This window comes from Pseudomonas sp. RT6P73 (assembly GCF_054897715.1).
Window position 1 is genome coordinate 342,294 of sequence record NZ_JBUBUV010000002.1, and the last position, 19,152, is coordinate 361,445.

The 19,152-nt window shown below is 59.4% G+C and carries 15 protein-coding genes; 7 read left to right on the top strand and 8 right to left on the bottom strand.

Features of this window, described 5'->3' with window-relative positions; translation table 11 throughout:
• Positions 1 to 4: 4 nt before the first annotated feature.
• Both ACYZT6_RS01750 and ACYZT6_RS01755 read left to right on the top strand, forming a co-directional pair.
• Positions 5 to 1,744 (top strand): PTS fructose-like transporter subunit IIB, encoded by a 1,740-nt coding sequence (locus ACYZT6_RS01750; RefSeq protein WP_462025465.1) that lies wholly within the window; start codon positions 5 to 7, stop codon positions 1,742 to 1,744.
• Positions 1,745 to 1,926: 182 nt separating this feature from the next.
• Positions 1,927 to 3,468 (top strand): alkaline phosphatase D family protein, encoded by a 1,542-nt coding sequence (locus ACYZT6_RS01755; protein WP_462025466.1) that lies wholly within the window; start codon positions 1,927 to 1,929, stop codon positions 3,466 to 3,468.
• Positions 3,469 to 3,579: 111 nt separating this feature from the next.
• Here the strand turns inward: ACYZT6_RS01755 and ACYZT6_RS01760 are convergent, their stop codons facing one another.
• The 3 genes from ACYZT6_RS01760 to ACYZT6_RS01770 form a co-directional block, all read right to left on the bottom strand.
• Complete coding sequence (locus ACYZT6_RS01760) at positions 3,580 to 3,993, bottom strand: endonuclease domain-containing protein (protein WP_462025467.1); 414 nt, start codon at positions 3,991 to 3,993, stop codon at positions 3,580 to 3,582.
• A gap of 251 nt (positions 3,994 to 4,244) precedes the next feature.
• Entirely contained in the window at positions 4,245 to 6,773 is a 2,529-nt protein-coding gene (locus tag ACYZT6_RS01765) for a PepSY domain-containing protein (protein ID WP_462025468.1), read from the bottom strand.
• Positions 6,774 to 7,107: 334 nt separating this feature from the next.
• On the bottom strand, positions 7,108 to 9,429 hold the full coding sequence (locus ACYZT6_RS01770) for a TonB-dependent receptor (RefSeq protein ID WP_462025469.1): 2,322 nt from the start codon (positions 9,427 to 9,429) through the stop codon (positions 7,108 to 7,110).
• 206 nt (positions 9,430 to 9,635) lie between these two features.
• Here ACYZT6_RS01770 and ACYZT6_RS01775 point away from each other — a divergent pair, with 206 nt between their 5' ends.
• Genes ACYZT6_RS01775 through ACYZT6_RS01790 form a run of 4 tightly spaced genes read left to right on the top strand, consistent with a single transcriptional unit; the run spans position 9,636 to position 11,694 of the window.
• On the top strand, positions 9,636 to 10,316 hold the full coding sequence (locus ACYZT6_RS01775; protein WP_462025470.1) for a Fe2+-dependent dioxygenase: 681 nt from the start codon (positions 9,636 to 9,638) through the stop codon (positions 10,314 to 10,316).
• The gene (locus tag ACYZT6_RS01780; RefSeq protein ID WP_462025471.1) at positions 10,313 to 11,098 is read left to right on the top strand and encodes a tetratricopeptide repeat protein; all 786 of its coding nucleotides are present in this window, start codon (positions 10,313 to 10,315) and stop codon (positions 11,096 to 11,098) included. The genes ACYZT6_RS01775 and ACYZT6_RS01780 overlap by 4 nt, the downstream gene beginning before the upstream one ends.
• Before the next feature lie 33 nt (positions 11,099 to 11,131).
• Positions 11,132 to 11,419: a CopG family ribbon-helix-helix protein gene (locus tag ACYZT6_RS01785; RefSeq protein WP_462029898.1), complete on the top strand. Its 288-nt coding sequence runs from the start codon at positions 11,132 to 11,134 to the stop codon at positions 11,417 to 11,419.
• Positions 11,419 to 11,694: a type II toxin-antitoxin system RelE/ParE family toxin gene (locus ACYZT6_RS01790; RefSeq protein ID WP_462025472.1), complete on the top strand. Its 276-nt coding sequence runs from the start codon at positions 11,419 to 11,421 to the stop codon at positions 11,692 to 11,694. Before ACYZT6_RS01785 ends, ACYZT6_RS01790 begins: the two co-directional genes overlap by 1 nt.
• A gap of 81 nt (positions 11,695 to 11,775) precedes the next feature.
• Here the strand turns inward: ACYZT6_RS01790 and ACYZT6_RS01795 are convergent, their stop codons facing one another.
• The 5 genes from ACYZT6_RS01795 to ACYZT6_RS01815 form a co-directional block, all read right to left on the bottom strand.
• The gene (locus tag ACYZT6_RS01795; protein ID WP_462025473.1) at positions 11,776 to 12,939 is read right to left on the bottom strand and encodes a type III PLP-dependent enzyme; all 1,164 of its coding nucleotides are present in this window, start codon (positions 12,937 to 12,939) and stop codon (positions 11,776 to 11,778) included.
• A 493-nt stretch (positions 12,940 to 13,432) separates the two neighbouring features.
• On the bottom strand, positions 13,433 to 14,590 hold the full coding sequence (locus ACYZT6_RS01800) for an osmoprotectant ABC transporter ATP-binding protein OsmV (RefSeq protein WP_462025474.1): 1,158 nt from the start codon (positions 14,588 to 14,590) through the stop codon (positions 13,433 to 13,435).
• Positions 14,587 to 15,240, bottom strand: a complete 654-nt coding sequence (locus ACYZT6_RS01805) for an ABC transporter permease (RefSeq protein WP_131062971.1) — start codon at positions 15,238 to 15,240, stop codon at positions 14,587 to 14,589. Before ACYZT6_RS01805 ends, ACYZT6_RS01800 begins: the two co-directional genes overlap by 4 nt.
• A gap of 12 nt (positions 15,241 to 15,252) precedes the next feature.
• On the bottom strand, positions 15,253 to 16,146 hold the full coding sequence (locus ACYZT6_RS01810; protein ID WP_462025475.1) for a glycine betaine ABC transporter substrate-binding protein: 894 nt from the start codon (positions 16,144 to 16,146) through the stop codon (positions 15,253 to 15,255).
• Between the two features lie 20 nt (positions 16,147 to 16,166).
• The gene (locus ACYZT6_RS01815) at positions 16,167 to 16,883 is read right to left on the bottom strand and encodes an ABC transporter permease (protein ID WP_462025476.1); all 717 of its coding nucleotides are present in this window, start codon (positions 16,881 to 16,883) and stop codon (positions 16,167 to 16,169) included.
• Positions 16,884 to 17,362: 479 nt separating this feature from the next.
• Between ACYZT6_RS01815 and ACYZT6_RS01820 the strand changes: the two genes are divergently transcribed.
• The gene (locus tag ACYZT6_RS01820; RefSeq protein WP_461979449.1) at positions 17,363 to 18,946 is read left to right on the top strand and encodes a peptide chain release factor 3; all 1,584 of its coding nucleotides are present in this window, start codon (positions 17,363 to 17,365) and stop codon (positions 18,944 to 18,946) included.
• Positions 18,947 to 19,152 lie beyond the last annotated feature (206 nt).

A 19,152-nucleotide genomic window follows, 5' to 3' on the forward strand; every position in this document is an offset into this window, starting at 1 on the left:
TGTCATGAAGTTAGCCATTGTTACGGCCTGTCCGAACGGCATGGTCACCAGTGTGCTGTGCGCCCGTTTGCTCGATGCGGCGGCCCAGCGTCAGGGGTGGAGCACCAGCGTCGAAGTGGTTGATGCCGCGCATCCGGAACGTCAGCTGTCCGCGGCCACGATTGAAGCTGCCGAGTGGGTGTTGCTGGTCACCAGTGCGCCGGTGGATATGTCGCGGTTTGTTGGCAAACGCGTGTTCCAGAGTACGCCGGCCCAGGCGTTGCAGGATGTCGAAGCGGTGCTGCGCCGTGGTGCTGAAGAAGCTCAGGTGTATGTCGCGCCCGAAGTCGTCGCGCAACCTGCTGCCGCCGTTCAAAACGTGCCACGTCTGGTGGCGATCACGGCGTGTCCGACCGGTGTCGCTCACACGTTCATGGCCGCCGAAGCCTTGCAGCAAGCGGCCAAGCGTCTGGGCTACGACCTGCAAGTGGAAACCCAGGGCTCGGTCGGTGCGCGCAATCCACTCAGCGCCGCAGCGATTGCCGATGCCGATGTGGTGCTGCTGGCCTGCGATATCGAAGTCGCCACCGAACGTTTCTCCGGCAAGAAGATTTACCGTTGCGGCACTGGTATCGCGTTGAAACAAGCCGAAGCAACGCTGAACAAGGCGCTGGCGGAAGGTAAGCAGGAAACCGCTTCGACCGGCGCCAAAGGTCCGGCCAAGCAGGAGAAGACTGGCGTCTATAAGCACCTGCTGACGGGCGTGTCGTTCATGTTGCCGATGGTGGTGGCGGGCGGTCTGATGATCGCCTTGTCCTTCGTGTTTGGCATCACCGCGTTCAAGGAGGAAGGCACACTCGCCGCCGCCCTGATGCAGATCGGCGGCGAGACCGCGTTCAAGTTGATGGTGCCGCTGCTGGCGGGTTACATCGCCTACTCGATCGCTGACCGTCCAGGCTTGGCGCCGGGGATGATCGGTGGCCTGCTGGCGAGCACCCTGGGCGCCGGTTTTATCGGCGGGATCATTGCCGGTTTCATCGCCGGTTACGCGGCGCAGGCGATCAATCGTTACGCGCGTTTGCCGCAAAGTCTTGAAGCGCTGAAACCGATCCTGATCATCCCGTTGCTGGCGAGCCTGTTCACTGGCCTGGTGATGATTTACATCGTCGGCAAACCGGTGGCTGGGATGCTTGAAGGGCTCACGCACTTCCTAGACAGCATGGGCACCACCAACGCGATTCTGCTCGGTGTGCTGCTCGGAGGGATGATGTGCGTCGACCTTGGCGGGCCGATCAACAAGGCCGCGTACGCGTTCTCGGTCGGGCTGCTGGCTTCGCAAAGTTACGCACCGATGGCCGCGACCATGGCCGCCGGCATGGTGCCGCCGATTGGCTTGGGGATCGCCACGTTCATCGCTCGCCGCAAGTTTGCCCAGACCGAGCGCGAGGCGGGTAAAGCGGCGCTGGTGTTGGGGCTGTGTTTCATCTCCGAAGGCGCGATTCCGTTTGCCGCCAAAGACCCGCTGCGGGTGATTCCGGCGAGCATCGCCGGTGGTGCGCTGACCGGTGCGTTGTCGATGTATTTCGGCTGCAAACTGATGGCGCCGCACGGTGGATTGTTTGTGCTGGCGATCCCGAATGCGATCAATCATGCGTTGTTGTATCTGTTGGCAATTGTGGCGGGGAGTCTGTTGACGGCCGTGGCGTATGCGCTGCTGAAGCGGCCGGAAACCGTCGAGTTGGCATTAGCGCCAGCCAAGGCCTGACACCAACCCCTGTGGGAGCGAGCCTGCTCGCGATAGCGGTGTGTCAGTCAACAATGATGTTGTCTGACACACCGCTATCGCGAGCAGGCTCACTCCTACAGGGGATCAGTGTGTTGGCAGATTTTTGTGTCACACCGGTTTCATGCACACATGCTTTAGTTTTCCTTTTCAGGGAGAACACCATGAGCGAATTCGACCTCGGCCGCCGCCGTGTCATGCAAGCCGTCGGCGCCGGGCTTTTGCTTCCAGGCCTGGCGCCGGCCGTCATCGCCTCGGTCAAGGATCGTCCGCTACTTACCGACGGCGTGCAGTCCGGCGATCTGCTGGGCGACCGGGCGATGATCTGGAGTCGCAGTGACCGGCCGGCGCGGATGGTGGTGGAATGGGACACCCGCAGCCTGTTCGGTAACCCGCGGCGATTTGTCTCGCCATTGGCCGATGCGCGCACCGATTTCACTGCGCGGGTCGAACTCACGGGCCTTCCGGCCGATCAAGCGATTTTCTACCGCGTTTATTTCGAAGATGCTCAAAGTGGCGTCACCAGCGAACCCTGGTTCGGCCACTTACGCAGCGTGCCGCAAACCCGGCGTGATATTCGTTTCGTCTGGAGCGGCGACACCGTCGGCCAAGGCTTCGGCATCAACCCGGACATTGGCGGCATGCGCATCTATGAGGCGATGCGTTTGCGCCTGCCCGACTTCTTTATCCACAGCGGCGACGCCATCTACGCCGACGGCCCGGTGCCGGCGCAACTGACCACTGAAAGCGGCCGTGTGTGGCGCAATATCACCACAGAAGCCAAGAGCAAAGTCGCCGAGACCCTCGACGATTACCGCGGCAACTACCGTTACAACCTGATGGACGAGAACGTCCGCCGCTTCAACGCCGAAGTCCCGCAGATCTGGCAGTGGGACGACCATGAAGTGGTGAATAACTGGTCGCCGGGCAAGCAGTTGGATGAGCGCTACAAGAGCAAAGATATCCACAGCCTGGTGGGCCGCGCCCGGCAAGCCTGGCTCGAATATGCGCCCATGCGTTTGCAGAGCGCCGATGGTGGCGGGCGGATTTATCGCCAGCTTGGTTATGGGCCGATGCTGGATGTGTTCGTGCTGGACATGCGCAGCTATCGCGAAGCCAATGACGACAACCTCGGCGCCGCCAAAGCCTTTCTCGGTCGTGAGCAACTGGACTGGCTCAAGGCTTCGTTGAAAGCCTCCAGTGCGCAATGGAAAGTCATCGCCGCCGACATGCCCATCGGCCTCGGCGTCCCCGACGGAGAAGTCAGCCCGGGTGTGGCGCGTTGGGAAGCGGTGGCCAACGGCGATCCCGGACCGGCCCAGGGACGTGAACTGGAGATCGCTGAGTTGTTGGGCTATCTACGTGCTCAACAGGTGCGCAATTTTGTATTCCTGACGGCGGACGTGCATTACTGCGCAGCCCATCATTACCACCCGGATCGCGCGGCGTTTCAGGATTTCGAACCGTTCTGGGAGTTTGTTGCCGGGCCGCTGAATGCGGGGAGCTACGGGCCTAATCCGCTGGATAAGACCTTCGGGCCCGAGGTGGTGTTCGAGAAAGGCCCACCGGCGCAGAACACCTCGCCGTTTGCCGGGTTTCAGTTCTTTGGCGAGGTGAATATCGATGGGCAGACGGGGGAGATGAGCGTGGTGTTGCGGGATCTGGATGGGGTGGCGGTGTTTGCGCAGAAGCTTCAGCCTGTCTGATAGATCCACCCCTCACCCAGCCCTCTCCCCACGGGGGAGAGGGGGGAAGGGAGGCGACTTGCGTTGGATTCGAAACGTGAGCTCGACTCGAAATTTCAGGTCGCAGAATTTCTAAAGAAACTCACGGTCAGTCCCCTCTACCTCTGGGAGAGGGTTAGGGTGAGGGCTGCGATTCGCAGCAAACCTCAGGATTTGCTCTAACACATCACTCATCCGCTCAATAACCTCCAGATTATTGAATCGCACAACTTCAATACCTAGCGCCTGAAGGTAAAGCGTTCGTCTCCGATCATGGATTTTTCCTGCCGTCTCATAATGCTGACCACCATCCAGCTCGACGGCCAACTTCAGCTCAATGCAATAAAAATCCAAGACATAAGGAGGACATGGAAACTGCCGTCGAAACTTCAGATTGGCGATTTGCCGGGATCGGAGTTTTTGCCAGAGCAGGAGCTCACAGTCGGTCTGGTTGGCGCGCAGGTGACGGGCGAATTGGCGTAGGTTGGAGGAGGTGCGGGTGGGCATGCTTCACGTCCGTGTGAAGGGGGATGGAGATTTTACTTTAGCCGGAGTTTTGTACTTCGGTTATAGAGCCACCCCTCACCCCAGCCCTCTCCCCACGGGGGAGAGGGGGAAAGGGAGCCGATTTGCGTTGGATTCAAAATCTGAGTTCGACTCGATATTTCAGGTCGATGTAACTCTAAGAACCCCTCGGTCAGTCCCCTCGCCCCTTGGGGCGGTCCGACGTTTCGGGAGGGCTAGGGTGAGGGGCTCTTTCAGTAGACGTCGCGGCGGTAGCGGCCCTGCTCGATCAGGCGGTCAACCTCTTCAATCCCGAGCACTTCGTTCAGCACGTGATCCACCCCGGAAGCCATCCCCTGCAAGCTGCCGCAGATGTAAATCACGGCACCGTCGGCCAACCATTGCTTCAGTAGATCGGCGGACTCACGCAGTCGATCCTGCACGTAGATCTTCTCGGCCTGATCCCGCGAGAACGCCAGGTCCAGTCGCTCCAGATCGCCTGAAATCAACCATTCTTCAAGCTCATCGCGGCACAGGAAGTCGTGTTCCCGATTGCGCTCGCCGAACAGCAACCAATGCCGTTGCTGCCCATCGGCAATGCGCGCCTTGAGCAGACTGCGCAGCCCGGCCAGCCCGGTGCCGTTGCCCAGCAGGATCATTGGCAGCGGCTCGGTCGGCAGGTGGAAACCGCTGTTGCGCCGCACCCGAAGGCTGATGGTGCCACCCACCGGCGCATGTTCGGTCAGCCAGCCGGAGCCGATGCCCAAGCTGCCATCGGCATGCATTTCCTGACGCACGATCAGTTCCAGCACGCCGTCGGCGGCGATCGAGGCGATGGAGTATTCGCGCATGGCCAAGGGCACCAGGGCGTCGACCAGCGCTTGAGCGTGCAGGCCGACCAGGTGAGTTCTGTTCTCGGGCAGTTGTCGACTGGCGAGGGCTTGCTCCAGCGCTTGCGACAGGCCATCGAAGGTCACCATCGCTCGGCCTTCAATACCCAGGCCATCAAGGAAATGCTCGATCGCCCACGGGCAATTGCGGGGCAGGACTTCCACCAGATCCCCGGCCAGCCAGCTGCTGGTCGTCGGGGCGGTGAGGCCCAGCAAGTACACCGGCGAGCCGGCGCTGTCGGGGTTCATCAACTCGCGGCGGGACAGGGTCCAGTTGTTGTAGCTTGGCGCTTGCCAGGTGTCGACCGGTGCTTGCCCAGTCAATAGGCCGAGTTGCTGCTGCCAGTGACGCAAGGCGTAGGGGTCGCCGCTGTCGACTTCCACCGGCGCGAACAAGGTCTTGCCGCCATGCTCGCCAAGCCAGGTGTGCAAGCGTCGGGCGAAGCCGCAGAAGTGTTGATACTGGCGATCACCGAGACCCAGTACCGCGTAGTTCAGGCTCTCCAGGCTCGACGCCCGGCTCAGTACTTTGCGCTCGAAACCACGGGCGCTGTCCGGCGCTTCGCCATCGCCGAAGGTGCTGACCACGAACAACGCGTTGCTGGATTCACGCAAATCCTGTTCGCTGACATTCGCCAGCGGCTGAACCTTCACCGGCAGGCCGGCCGCCTGCAATTGCCCGGCAGTCTGCCACGCCAGTTGCTCGGCAAACCCGCTTTGGCTGGCGAAGCCGATCAACCAGGCGGGTGTATTGCTGCCCGTTTGCGCAAAGTCTTTGCGAGCGTCCTTGATCTGCTTTTTCTTGCGGCGACGATCTAGATACAACAACCAGCCGGTGACGAAGAACAGCGGCATGGTCAGCGCGGTTATGGTCAGGATGATCCGCCCGATGATGCCGAAGTAACTGCCGACGTGCAGCGCGTAGATGCTCGTCAGCAGTTGCGCCTTGAGGCTCTTGTCGCTGTAACGGTCATGCCGTTTGACGACGCCGGTGGCCGGATCGAGGCTGATCTGGTTCAACGCGCGGTCATGGGGCGACGTGTTCAACAGGTAGAAAACCGTAGCGAGTTGCCCGGCCACTGGCGGCATACGGATGTTGTAGGCATTGAGTGCCGGACCTGCGGCACTATAAATGCTGCTCCACATGACGGCGTAGTCGGCGGTGGGCGCCGGGCCGCTCGGTGCAGGACCACGACCGCCCCGAACGCGCTCGTTTTGCGGTGAGTCGGAAAGCAGTTGGGTCAGGCCCTTGTTGTACCACTCATAGGACCAGGACAACCCGGTCAACGCCGACAGGAGGTAAAACACCAGGCACCAGGTGCCGGCCACCGAGTGCAGGTCCCAGTTGAAGCTGCGACCCTTTTTCTTCCAGTCGAGGGTCAGCCAGGCGCGCCAGCTTTTCCATTGGCGCGGCCAGCGCAGGTACAGACCGGACAGGCAGAAAAACACCAGGATCAGCGTGCACGCACCGGTAATTTGCCGACCGGTATCGCCCATGGCGAGGAAGCGGTGCAGTTGCAGCATCAGGCCGAAGAAATCCTCGCCGGTTGCCTCACCCATGAACTCGGCGGTGTACGGATCGAAGTAGCGCATCTCGCCACGGCGTTCGCCCGGTGGCGGTGTGAAGCTCACCCGCGCGGCGTTGCCGCTGTCGGTCTCGACCCAGAGCATCGCGACTTTCTTGCCGGAGGCACCCTCGATTTTTTCCACCAGTTCGGCGGGCGGCAGGACGCCGGCAACCTGCTTCTCGACCTGCAGCACGGAAGGATTGAGCACGCTGAGGATTTCATCCTCAAACGAGACCATCGCCCCGGTGATGCCCATCAGGGCCAGGACTAGCCCGGCACTGATGCCGAAAAACCAGTGCAACTGGAACAGGGTTTTCTTCAACACGTCGCTCGCCTTGTTCGTTCGAAATAATCATCACGGCGCGCATTATGCCGTGGGTTGCTGAGAAACATTCTTTTTTACGCGCAAAAGCCCCGTTCATGTGGATGAACGGGGCCTGACCCTGATTTCAGCCTTCACCCACATCCCCCTGTGGGAGCGAGCCCTTGTGGCGAGGGGGCTTGCCCCCGTTGGGTCGCGAAGCGGCCCCAATACCTGAACTCGGGCCATATTTGACACACCGCGCTTTCAGGTTTGGGACTGCTACGCAGTCCAACGGGGGCAAGCCCCCTCGCCACAAGGGCTCGCTCCCACAGGGGGATTGCGGTGTGACTGGCAATCAGAAGTGGAAGTTGGTGCTCAGCAATGCCGTCCGGCCCGCCGCCTGGTTGGCGAAGTGGGTCGAGAAGGCTTTGTCGTAGTAGGTTTCGTCGGTCAGGTTCTGCACGTTCAGTTGCAGGTCGACGTTTTTGCTCAGCTTGTAGGCGGCCATTGCGTCGTAACGAACGTAGGAATCAACCATGGTGGTGTTGGCCACGCTACCGAATACGTCGTCGACATAGAACGCGCCGCCACCGATGGTCAGCCTCGGCGTGACCTGGTAGGTCGTCCACAGGCTGGCGCTGTTTTTCGGGGTGTTAGGCAATTCGTTGCCGTTGTTGGCTTTGTTGGCCGGCAGATCACCACCATCGACTTGCTCGCTGTCCATGTAGGCGTAACCGGCGAAGACCTGCCATTTTTCGGTGATCTTGCCGGTCGCCGACAGTTCGATACCTTGAACGCGGGTTTTACCGGCGTTTTCATAGGATGTGGTGTCGACTTGAACGCGGGCGTTTTCTTTCTCGGTGCGGAAGATATCGGCGGTCAGCGACAGGCGATCGTTCAGCAAATCCCACTTGGTGCCGATTTCGTAGTTCTTGGTGGTTTCCGGCTCCATGTCGCTGCTCAGCAGGTTGCCGTTGCGATCCGGAGTGCCGCCCAACGGGTTGCCTTCCTGGCCTTCGCCCAGGGTGTTGCCCGGCGGAGTGGCAGAGGTAGCGTAGGACGCATAGATGCTGCCGTTTTCCGCCGGCTTGTAGACCACACCGAACTGGCCGGTCACGAACTCGCTGACGTCATCCCCTTTGGACGTGGTCACGCTGGAGGCGTTGTAGGTTTTGTACTTGGTGTCGAAATGGTCGTAACGCAGGCCCATGTTCACCAGCCATTGCTCGGACAATTCCAGGGTGTCGAACACATACAGCGCGTAGGTGTCGGACTGGGTGTCGGTGCCAGCGTAGTTGCGGGAGATCGCACCGTTCCACGGATCGTTCGGGTTCGGGTTGGCCAGCGAGGTGCAGTTGTAGCCGCTTGGCGCGCCAATCAATGCCGGTGAGCAGTTGGTGGTCGAAGCCGCTGTTCTCGGGGTGGTGTCGACGTTGACGTTGTATGAGGACTTTTGACTTTCCTCACGGCTCAACTCGATGCCGGTGGCGAAGCTGTTCTTGAACCCGGCGATGTACACGTCACCAAACAGATCGGTCTGGTTCGTGGTGGTCTCGGTGTTGCTGACGCGGGTGTTGGCCCGACGCCAGACACTGCCATTATTGACGTTGCCCTTGCTGTCGTCCGGTTGGGTCAGGATGTAATCCTGCATGCTGTTGCCGTGGCGCAGGGTGTTTTTGACGGTCAGCGCATCGTTCAGGTCGTGCTCGATGGCGAAGGTTGCGGTGTCGGTGCGGCCCTTGCGGAAGTCGCGATCCAGCCCGTAGAAATTGCTGTGATCGCCGCCGGCGAACGGCTTGTCCGGGTTCGATTTGGTGCGGGCGGCCGAACCGGCGACAGGGATGGTGTACGGAATGCCCGAGTCCGGCGTGTCGTTGCTTTCCAGATGGTAGTAATCGAGGTTGACCCGGGTGTCGGTGCCCAGGCCGAACGCCAGCGACGGTGCGATGCCCCAACGGTCGTAGTCGACGCTGTCTCGGCCAGCAACGTTGCTTTCGTGGCTCATCAGGTTCAGTCGGCCAGCGGCGGTATCGGTGAACTGATAGTTGCCGTCCAGGGTGTAACGCTGGGTCTGGTCCGAACCCCAGGTAAAGCCACCGTCAAACGAGTCGCCCAGGTGGGCCTTTTTGCTCACCAGGTTAATGCTGCCACCCGCCGCGCCACGGCCGCCAATGGCCGAGTTAGGGCCCTTGCTGACTTCGATCGACTCGACGGCGAAGATCTCGCGGCTCTGCGAACCGGTGTCGCGCACGCCGTCCAGATACGTATCGCCCTGAGCGTCGAAACCACGAATGAACGGACGATCGCCTTGTGGGTTGCCACCTTCACCGGCACCAAAGGTGATGCCCGGAACGGTGCGCAGCGCGTCCTGCATATTGAGGGCGCCGGTATCCTTGAGCACCTGCTGCGGGATGACGGTAATCGAACGCGGTGTGTCCACCAGCGGCGCGGTGTACTTGGGCGAGGAGGCTTTTTCGACGTTGTAGGAAGTCGCATCCTGGGCTTCGCCGGTGATGGCGGTAGCCCCCAGGGAAATCGCATTGCTCGGTGCCTTTTCGTCGGCCTTTTCAGCCGCGAAAACCATGTGGCCGGCAGAGCTGGCAGTGAGCGCCACGCCAATTGCAGACGCGAGTAAACGCGGTGAACTGACTGGTAATTGTAATTGTTGGCGTGACATGTGAATTCCCCTCCCCAAGGATTTGAGGCCGCGGAATATAGGGTAGACGCGTATTTGTATCAATTGCGAAACGTTACTATTCGCGAAGAATTTACATTCTTTACAATTTAACCTTACGGTTTTTGATGATTCATTCGTCACGAGGGTTTTACACGGTCAATAAGAATCAATACCATTGCCGCCTCTCTGACTTCAGGTGTCACTCCATGCTGCTGCACATTCCCGGCGTGTTCGCGAAAGAAGAAGTGCAGCGCATCCGCGAGGCTCTGGAGCAAGCGGATTGGGCCGACGGCAAAATCACCGCCGGCTACCAGTCAGCCAAGGCCAAGCACAATCTGCAGTTGCCTGAAGGCCACCCGCTGGCCAAGGAAGTGGGCGCGGCGATGCTTGAGCGGCTGTGGAAAAATCCGCTGTTCATGTCCGCGGCGTTGCCACACAAAGTTTTCCCTCCGTTGCTGAACTGTTACACGGCCGGTGGCAGTTTCGACTTCCACATCGACAACGCCGTGCGTCAGCCCAAAGGTGGTATCGAGCGGGTTCGCACCGATCTGTCGGCGACGCTGTTTTTCAGCGAACCGGACGACTATGACGGCGGCGACCTGGAGATCCAGGACACCTTCGGCACCCAGCGGGTGAAGTTGCCGGCCGGCGACATGGTCCTGTACCCCGGCACCAGCCTGCACAAGGTCAACGCCGTCACTCGCGGCACCCGTTACGCGTCGTTCTTCTGGGCCCAAAGCCTGGTGCGCGAAGACAGTCAGCGTGCGTTGCTGTTCGAGATGGACGGGGCGATCCAGCAACTGACTCAGGACATGCCGGAGCACCCATCGCTGATCCGCCTTACCGGCACCTATCACAACTTGTTGCGCCGCTGGGTCGAGGTATGAGTTTTCAATTGCGCCGCGAGGAAGTCCTCGACGGTGAATCGCTCAAGGCCATGCTGGAGGAAAGCCCCGCTCGTGCGGCGCAGGCGATTCTGATCGCAGCCCGCGAAGGCGTGCTCGACGCTCAGGCCTTGCTTGGGCAGATTCTGCTGGACGGGCAGGGCATCGCGCAGGATCAGCCGTTGGCCGTGCGCTGGTTCGAGATCGCTGCCCGACGTGGGCACCTGATGGCGCGCAACATGCTCGGTCGTTGTCATGAACATGGCTGGGGTTGCAGCGCCGATGCATCGATTGCCGCGGGGCATTATCGAATCGCCGCCGAAGCTGGGCTGGATTGGGCGATGTACAACTACGCCAACCTGTTGGCGACCGGGCGTGGAGTGATTGAGGATCAGGCGCAGGCGCTGAACCTTTATCGCCGCGCAGCAGAGTTGGGGCATGCAAAGTCAATGAACCTGCTGGGGCGTTATCTGGAAGACGGGCGCGTGTGTCCTGCAGATCCGCACGCTGCGCGTGACTGGTATCGACGCTCGGCGCTCGGTGGGGATTTTCGCGGGCAGTTCAGTTATGCGGCTGTACTGGCGGATGAAGGCAACGTCGAAGCGGCGCTGGTTTGGTTGCGAAAAGCACTGGCTGGGGGAAATCTGAATTTTCTGCAGGTGGCGAGTAAAGCGCTGCTAGGCGCTCCACATGCAGAAATTCGCGAATTCGCAGCTATCTATCGTCAACACATGATTCAGAAGACCGACCGGCGGAGTGAATCGAAGGTTGTTGTATTGGATTAAATCACTATGATTGGAAGTCAATCACATCTAATCATGTTGCTTCGTGGAGAAGATACCGTGGCTGCAACCAAAGTTTTGACTGCACATGTGCCCATGGACCTTGCTGATAAGGTCGATCAAATGGCGGCCAAGATGGAACGTTCACGCGGCTGGATTGTGAAGCAGGCACTTGCCGACTGGGTAGATCTGGAAGAAGAGCGAAGCCGACTTACTCGCGAGGCAATGGCGGACGTTGACGCCGGAAAGGTAATTGATCATCAGTCTGTCCAGGCATGGGCAGAAAGTTTGAGTACTGAAAACCCGTTGCCGGTACCGCGTTAATGGAGTTGAAGTGGACGAGTAAAGCGTTATCGGATTTGGCTCGGCTTTTTGAATTTCTTGCAGTGGTCAATCGACCGGCAGCAGCGCGCACTGTGCAATCGCTCACTCAGGCCCCAACCGCCTTGCTGAGTAATCCTAGAATTGGAGAACGGGTCGAAGAGTTCGAGCCGCGAGATGTGCGGAGGTTGCTAGTCGGTCATTACGAAATGCGCTACGAGATTCAAGGCTCCTCCCTCTACATACTTCGCCTGTGGCATGTGCGAGAAGACCGATAGACAATTTCTTCGACTATGCGGATTCAAGACACAAAAAAGCCCATGACACGTCATGGGCTTTTTCATTTCTACGAGTAGCGCTTAAACGTAAAACGATTTCAGCGGCGGAAAGCCATTGAATTCAACCGCGCTGTAGCTGGTGGTGTAAGCACCGGTCGACAACCAGTACAGACGATCACCAATGGCCAGGTTCAACGGCAAACCGTACTTGTAGTTTTCGTACATGATGTCGGCGCTGTCGCAGGTTGGGCCGGCGATGACCACTTCTTCCATTTCGCCTTTCTTCTCGGTCCAGATCGGGAACTTGATGGCTTCGTCCATGGTTTCGATCAGGCCGGAGAATTTGCCCACATCCGTGTACACCCAGCGCTCGACGGCGGTGCGGGATTTGCGCGCCACCAGCACCACTTCGCTGACCAGGATGCCGGCGTTGGCGATCAAGGAACGGCCAGGTTCCAGAATGATTTCCGGCAACTCGTCGCCGAAGTCTTCCTTGAGGAAACGGATGATTTCTTCAGCGTAGGTTTCCAGGCTGTTGGTGCGGGTGATGTAGTTGGCCGGGAAGCCACCGCCCATGTTGATCAGCTTGAGGTGAATGCCGTCTTCTTCTTTCAAACGCTCGAAGATCACTTTGACCTTGGCGATCGCCGCGTCCCAGACGCTGATGTCACGCTGTTGCGAGCCAACGTGGAACGAGATGCCGTAAGGCACCAGGCCCAGGTCGCGGGCGAGGATCAGCAGGTCCATGGCCATGTCGGTCTGGCAGCCGAACTTGCGCGACAAAGGCCAGTCAGCGGTGGTCGAGCCTTCGGTGAGGATGCGCACGTAGACTTTCGAACCCGGTGCAGCCTTGGCGATGTTGCGCAGGTCGGCTTCGGAGTCGGTGGAGAACAGACGCACGCCCTTCTCGTAGAAGTAGCGGATGTCCTTGGATTTCTTGATGGTGTTGCCGTAGCTGATACGGTCGGCGCTGACGCCGCGATCCATCACTTTGTCGAGCTCGTAGATCGAAGCGATGTCGAAGCTCGAACCTTTTTCTTTGAGCAGGTCGATGATTTCGACGGCCGGGTTGGCCTTGACCGCGTAGTAGACCTTGGCGAATTCGAAACCGGCGCGCAGGTCGTCATAGGCCTGGCTGATCATCGCGGTGTCGATGACCACGAACGGGGTTTCTTGCGTGTCGGCGAAGGCTTTCAATTTCTGAAAGGTTTCGCGCGCGTAATAGTCTTCGACGTTGATCGACATGCTGGGAACTCCTACTGGCAAACAAGATTAATCAATGGGTGCAAATGAACGTCCTCCGTATCCCCACTTTGGTTCGCCTACTTCCCAAGGCATGTCGCCGAAAGCAAAAAGGCCACGGGAGGCGGTGCTTCCCTTGGCCTTGCTGTCTCGTCGTCAGTACTTGAGCCGGATGGATCGTTTCCAGCATGGACGTTCGGCGCGAACTTTAGGGCGTGAGGGGCTTGAGATCAACAAAAAATGTCGCGTTTTTGCACGCTTCCGTCGTGCGGTCCTGGACAGTTACTGATGTAACCGACCTGCATGACAGTGTGATGTTCCCCGGATGAGGAATTCTGGAAGGGTTTGTATAGCCTCTGTGGCGAGGGAGCTTGCTCCCGCTGGGCTGCGAAGCGGCCCCAAAATCAGGCAATGCGGTCCTTCAGAAAACCGCACCGGCTGATTGACGACTGCTTCGCAGCCGAACGGGAGCAAGCTCCCTCGCCACAGGGTCAGATCAGGCCAACGCAGTCTCGGCAGGCGAAACAATGCTGGTCTTGCCCCCACGAGACTTGCCGGAGCTCAGGTACTCGGCAATCGATTCCTGCGTCACCTCTCCAAGGAACACCCGCTCGGCATCCATCACCGGCAACCACGAACGGTTGAACTCGTACATCCGCGACAACAGGATGCGCAAATGCTCGTCGTACGCCGCCGTGGCGTTGAACTCGCGCAAATACTGCGCGCACGTACCGGTCTGACGGTGCAGGTCGCGACGTCGTACATAACCCAGCGCCTTGTTCTCACCGTCAGTGACCACCACATAACGACGGTCAAGCTCGTCCATCAACTCCAGGGCTTCCGCCACCGGGGTTTCCGGGCTCACTGACGGCGCGTTGTCCGCCGCGTCTTCGGCTTTCACCAACAACAGACGCTTGAGCGTGCTGTCCTGGCCAACGAAGTTGCTGACAAAGTCATCCGCCGGATGCGCCAGTAGCGTGTCCGGGTGATCGATCTGCAGCAGCTTGCCGGCGCGGAAGATCGCGATCTTGTCGCCCAGCTTGATGGCTTCGTCGATGTCGTGGCTGACCATGATCACGGTCTTGTTCAGAGCCCGCTGCATCTCGAAGAACTCGTTCTGGATCATTTCGCGGTTGATCGGGTCGACCGCGCCGAACGGCTCATCCATCAGCAATAACGGCGCATCCGCCGCCAATGCGCGAATCACGCCGATCCGCTGCTGCTGGCCACCGGACAGTTCACGCGGGTAGCGATTCAGATACTGCTTGGGTTCCAGCTTGATCATGCTCATCAACTCGCGGGCGCGGTCGTGGCATTTCTGTTTGTCCCAGCCCAGCAGGCGCGGAACGATGGTGATGTTTTCCTCGATGGTCATGTTCGGGAACAGACCGATCTGCTGGATCACATAACCGATGTTGCGACGCAGGGTCACGGCGTCGAGGTCGGTGGTGTCTTCGCCGTTGATCAGGATCTTGCCCGAGGTCGGCTTGATCAGGCGGTTGATCATCTTCAGCGTGGTGCTTTTGCCGCAGCCCGATGGCCCGAGGAACACACAGATCTCACCTTCATTGACGGTCAGGCTTACCGAATCCACGGCTTTCACATCTTTGCCGTTGCTTTGGAAGGTCTTGCTGAGGTTTTGAAGTTCGATCATTTCAGGAGTCCTTTTGGAGTCAGCGTGCGTTGCAGCCATTGCAGAAGCAGGTCGGCGAAGATGGCCAGGAGACTGACCAGCACGGCGCCAACGATCAGCATCGACATGTCGCTGCGGCTGATGGAAGCGAGAATGAGTACACCGAGGCCACCGGCGCCGATGGTCGCGGCGATGGTCATGACACCGATGTTCATGACCACGGCGGTGCGCACGCCGGCGAGGATTACCGGTACGGCGATTGGCAGTTCAACCATGCGCAGGCGCTGGCCGAACGTCATGCCGATGCCTCGGGCGGCTTCGCGAATGCCGGGTTCGACGCCGGTCAGGGCGAGGTAGGTGTTACGCATGATCGGCAGGAGTGAGTACAGAAATACCGCCGTGATCGCCGGCATCGGCCCCAGGCCCTGGCCGAACTTGGAGTAGAACGGCAGCAGCAGGCCGAACAGCGCAATCGACGGCACGGTCAGCAGCACGGTGGCGCTGGCCTGCAAGGGGCCGGCGAGGGTCGGGAAGCGTGTCATCAGGATGCCCAGCGGCACGCCGACCAGAATCGCCAGGGTCACGGCAATGCCGACCAGGGTGATGTGCTGCCCGGTCAGTTGCAGGACCAACGGCCAGTCGAGATGGGAAAAGGCGTTCAGAAATTCCATGTCTTTTCCTCCTTATTTGATGGGGTGCTGGCGCAGGAAATCGGCGGCAACGGATGAAGGGCTTTCGTGGTCGACATCGACCCGCGCGTTGAGCTGGCGCATGGTGGCGTCGTCGAACAGTTCAGCCAGCGGCTTTATTTCATCCGCCAGTTTTGGATGGGCGTCGAGGTAGTCCTGACGCACCACCGGGGCGGCGGTGTAGTCCGGGAAGTAGTGCTTGTCGTCTTCGAGCAGTTTGAGCTTGAAGGCGTTCAGTCGACCGTCGGTGGTGTAGACCAGGCCGGCAAACACCTGGCCATTACGCAGGGCGGTGTAGACCAGCCCTGCGTCCATCTGCCGGATGTTTTTGCGGGTAAGGTTCATGCTGTAGAGGTCGACCATGCCGTCCAGACCGTCGGAACGGTTGGCGAACTCGGTGTCCAGCGCGACAAGATGATGGGTCTTCGCCTCAGCCTGCATCACCGTGTTCAGCTCGCTGATGGTGTTGATCTGCGGGTAGGCCTTCGCCGTTTTTTCCGGCAAGGCCAGGGCGTAGGTGTTGCTGAACTTCGACGGGGTGAGCCAGATCAGGCCTTTTTTCGCGTCGAGTTCTTTCACCTTGGCGTAGGACTGCGCGCTGTCGAGTTTTTCGGTGACGTGGTTGTAAGCCACCAGCGACACGCCGGTGTATTCCCACATCAGGTCCAGTTGGCCACTTTCGTGGGCGCTACGGGCGAGGTTGCTGCCCAGACCTCCGGTCACCTGAGTGTCGTAACCCTTGGTGCGCAGGTATTGGGAGGTGATTTCAGCCAGCAGGGTCTGTTCGGTGAACACCCGAGCGCCGATGCGGATCACTGGTTTTTCAGCGGCTTGGGCAAATCCTGCGAACAGCAGGGCGCAGCCCAGTAAAAAGCTTAAGTTTTTCATGATTATTCCTTTGCCGAGGCTTAAGACGGGCGCAAGCCGCGTTCGAGCCAGAGGCGGCTGGCGAGTGTCACCAGACCGTCGAGCAGCAAGGCCAGCAGGGCGGTGCAGGCCGCGCCAAGCAGCAGTTGCGGCTGATTGTTCAGGGCGATGCCCGGGAAAATCAGGCTGCCGAGACTGTTCGCGCCAATCAGGAACGCCAACGGTGCGGTCCCGACATTGATCGCCAGGGCCACGCGCACGCCACCGATGATGATCGGCACAGCGTTCGGCAATTCGACCCTCCACAGCGCTTGAGTCGGCGTCATGCCGATGCCGACGGCGGCTTCCTTGAGCGAGCCCTGGACGTTTTTCAGGCCTTCATAGGTGTTGCGCACAATCGGCAACAGCGAGGCGAGGAACAGAGCGAAAATCGCGGGGCCGCTGCCGATGCCGAGGATTCCCAGGGCGATGGCCAGTACGGCAAGAGGCGGCACGGTGTTGCCGATGTTGAAGATCTGCATGAAGCGTTCAGCGCGGCCAACCATGGTCGGGCGGCTGAGGAAGATGCCGGCGGGGATGCCCACAACGAGGGCGGCCAGCATGGAGACAAGGACGAGAATCAGGTGAGCTTGCAGGTAAAACAACAAATCGTCGCGGTAATGTTCGATCGTGTTGATGCCAATCCAGTGGACCAGCAGGGCCAGGAGAGCGACGACAACCGCACCTCCTATCAGCCCCTTGCCATAGCGAATAGCCACAGGCGGACTCCTTTTTTCTTTGTCGGCGAACGCAGTCCCGTGTGGCATGCCATTCCTGGCTGCCGGGAAATCAACGTTCGCGAGAAGCAGCTCTTCATGCTGATGCAACCGCATGAGATCGAGCCATAAGCGCAGCCTCGTCAGGCTAACTTGCAGGTTTTTCAAACCCTGCTACGAGAGCTGTAACAGGGGAGTGGACGCCTCCACCTTTTAAAAGGTTCCATATTTAGCAGCATTTAGCTACCACGCATCTCGTTTGCCCGTGTAGCAGCGCGAGGCTGCGTTCGGCGGCGAAGCCGTCGCAGAGTCGACACTCGCGGTCGGTCTGATACACCGTATCGGCTGGTTTTACGACGGCTTCGCCCTCGAACGCAGCCTCGCAAGCTCGACAGCTGCTACACGGGCGAACGGTGGTCTGGAGGACACGTTTTAAGCTATACTCGCCGCCCTTTTTTGAATCACCTGCCAGGCGATTTCCCATGACCAAACAGGCCGCCGAAGTCGCGAAACGCCGCACTTTCGCCATTATTTCCCACCCCGATGCCGGTAAAACCACCATCACCGAGAAGCTCTTGCTGATGGGCAAGGCGATTGCGATTGCTGGCACGGTGAAATCCCGTAAATCCGACCGCCATGCCACGTCCGACTGGATGGAAATGGAAAAACAACGGGGTATTTCCATTACCACGTCGGTCATGCAGTTCCCGTATCGCGATCACATGATCAACCTGCTCGACACCCCGGGCCACGAAGACTTCTCCGAAGATACCTACCGCACCCTGACGGCGGTGGACTCGGCATTGATGGTCCTCGACGGCGGTAAGGGTGTAGAGCCACGGACCATCGCGCTGATGGACGTCTGCCGTCTGCGTGACACGCCGATCGTCAGCTTCATCAACAAACTCGACCGTGACATCCGCGACCCGATCGAACTGCTCGACGAAATCGAAGCGGTCCTGAAGATCAAGGCGGCGCCAATCACCTGGCCGATCGGCTGCTACCGCGATTTCAAAGGCGTTTATCACCTCGCCGACGACTACATCATCGTGTACACCGCGGGCCACGGCCACGAGCGTACCGATATCAAAATCATCGAGAAGCTCGATTCCGATGAAGCTCGCGCACACTTGGGTGACGAGTACGATCGCTTCGTCGATCAGCTGGAACTGGTGCAGGGCGCCTGTCACGAATTCAATCAACAGGAATTCCTCGACGGCCAACTGACCCCGGTGTTCTTCGGTACTGCACTGGGCAACTTCGGTGTCGATCACGTGCTCGACGCCGTGGTCAACTGGGCGCCGAAACCGTTGGCCCGTGTCGCCAACGAGCGCACCGTGGAACCGGTCGAAGAGAAATTCGCCGGCTTCGTGTTCAAGATCCAGGCGAACATGGACCCGAAACACCGCGACCGTATCGCTTTCATGCGTATCTGCTCCGGCAAGTACGAAAAAGGCATGAAGATGCGCCACGTGCGCACGGGCAAAGATGTGCGGATCGGCGATGCGCTGACCTTCTTCTCCTCCGAGCGTGAGCAACTGGAAGAAGCGTTTGCCGGCGACATCATCGGCTTGCACAACCACGGCACCATCCAGATCGGCGACACCTTCACCGAAGGCGAAGTCCTGGGCTTCACCGGTATCCCGCACTTCGCCCCGGAACTGTTCCGCCGCGTGCGTCTGCGTGACCCGCTGAAATCCAAGCAACTGCGTCAAGGCTTGCAGCAATTGGCGGAAGAGGGCGCCACCCAGGTGTTCTTCCCCGAGCGCAGCAACGACATCATCCTCGGCGCCGTTGGTGTGTTGCAGTTCGATGTGGTCGCGAGCCGCTTGAAAGAGGAATACAAGGTCGAGTGCTCTTACGAGCCGATCACCGTCTATTCCGCGCGCTGGATCGATTGCGAGGACAAGAAGAAGCTTGAGGAATTCTCCAACAAGGCTGTGGAAAACCTTGCAGTCGACGGCGGTGGTCACCTGACCTACCTGGCCCCGACGCGAGTTAACCTGGCGTTGATGGAAGAGCGCTGGCCGGACGTGAAATTCCGTGCGACGCGTGAGCATCACTAAGCGCTGAGCGATAACACCCCAAAGCCCACTGTGAACACAGTGGGCTTTTTTTTGACCAGTAAACGGGTTCGAATCGACGTCCGGGTAAGACTTTTCTGTAGGTCTTTTTTCCTGATTTCGTAGCTTGACTCTGCTTTTTCATTACCGGGACTGTTTCCCGCGACAACGCAATCGTTGACGTCTAGCGTTCAGAGGATATTTCGCAA